Origin of the sequence: Hydrogenophaga sp. PML113, from assembly GCF_001777155.1 — a bacterium.
Classification (GTDB): domain Bacteria; phylum Pseudomonadota; class Gammaproteobacteria; order Burkholderiales; family Burkholderiaceae_C; genus Hydrogenophaga; species Hydrogenophaga borbori.
This window is the reverse complement of record NZ_MIYM01000038.1, coordinates 1-1,201: the sequence shown is the minus strand read 5'-3', so window position 1 is coordinate 1,201 and position 1,201 is coordinate 1. Positions and strand designations below refer to the sequence as shown.

The window sequence follows — 1,201 nt, the reverse complement described above, 5'->3', positions numbered from 1 at the left end:
CATCAAACGCCGACCCGGCAGACCACCCAAGGAGCCACGAGACCCCATCACGGGCTGATCACCCGCACACACCAGGTGGGGAAATTTACTCCGGCCAATCTGAGGAAAATTCAACCGGCGTTGACAGCTGAAGCCGCCGTTGCGGCACAGCTCCTTGATCGGCATGCCTGCCTCGGCCTGTTTGAGGAAGCCGATGATCTGTTCCTCGGTGAATCTGCTCTTCTTCATGTCCGTCATTCTCCTGGTGGTTGACGGACTTCACGAACTTCAGACTGGTACGGCTGGTGGGGGGCAGGTCAATGACTCCCCCGTTGCAGCCATGACCGTTCTCGAGGAACTCGAAGAGAGCGCCCGGCTCTCGCGCCTGTGCCCAGACGCCGTACCGCTCGACGACGAGGCACTCGAACAACTGCGTCGCGCTTTCGGCGCGCGCTGGTGAACCATCAACCAGGGAGTCCGCACCTTGCCCCGCTTTGCCGCCAACCTATCCATGCTCTACCCGGAGTTCAATTTCCTTGAGCGCTTCGAGGTCGCTGCGCGCGATGGTTTTAAGGCGGTGGAGTACCTGTTTCCTTATGACCATCCCAGGGAAACCATCGCCCAGCGCCTGGCCGCGAATGGCTTGCGTCAGGTGCTTTTCAATGGCCCGCCCGGGGACTGGAACCACGGCGAGCGCGGAATCGCTTGCCTGCCAGGGCGCGAAGCCGAGTTTCGGGCCGGCATCTACAAGGCATTGGACTATGCGACGGCATTGGCGTGTCCGCGCATTCACGTGATGGCGGGTGTCCTGCCCGCACAGCTCGCTCTCGAGACGGCGCATGCGATCTATCTCAAAAATCTGGCGTGGGCTGCCGATGAGGCAGCGCGAGTCGGGATCGACATCTTGATCGAACCCATCAATACGCGCGACATCCCCGGCTACCTCCTCAACCGCCAGATTGAGGCTCATGCCATCGTTCAGGACATCGGTTCACCTCATCTCAAGGTGCAGATGGATCTCTACCATTGCCAGATTGTCGAGGGCGACGTGGCCGTGAAGCTGCGCGACTACCTGCCATCTGGGCGCGTGGGTCATGGGGTCTCCTCGTTTTCAGTGCAATAAGTGACGGTACGCAAAGCTAGCACTGGCGCGGGGGTGGTCTGGGTAGACCGTTGATTTCATTGACTTTCCTGTTCGCTTTGTAAACGGGTATGGTGGCCT

Annotated in this window: 2 protein-coding genes and 1 pseudogene; 2 read left to right on the top strand and 1 reads right to left on the bottom strand. The window is 60.0% G+C overall.

What is annotated here, in order from left to right; translation table 11 throughout:
* Nucleotides 1-228 (bottom strand): transposase (locus BHU06_RS23085; protein ID WP_254668226.1); only part of this gene is annotated, 228 nt, incomplete at its 3' end.
* On the opposite strand from BHU06_RS23085, the gene BHU06_RS22740 reads away from it, so the two are divergent.
* Together BHU06_RS22740 and BHU06_RS21905 are read left to right on the top strand one after the other, a co-directional pair.
* Nucleotides 227-439, top strand: a complete 213-nt coding sequence (locus tag BHU06_RS22740; protein WP_139147185.1) for a hypothetical protein — start codon at nt 227-229, stop codon at nt 437-439. The two genes, BHU06_RS23085 and BHU06_RS22740, sit on opposite strands and share 2 nt — an antisense overlap.
* 24 nt (nt 440-463) lie before the next feature.
* Nucleotides 464-1,075: pseudogene (locus BHU06_RS21905) on the top strand (hydroxypyruvate isomerase family protein); the annotation flags it as partial.
* Nucleotides 1,076-1,201: the final 126 nt, after the last annotated feature.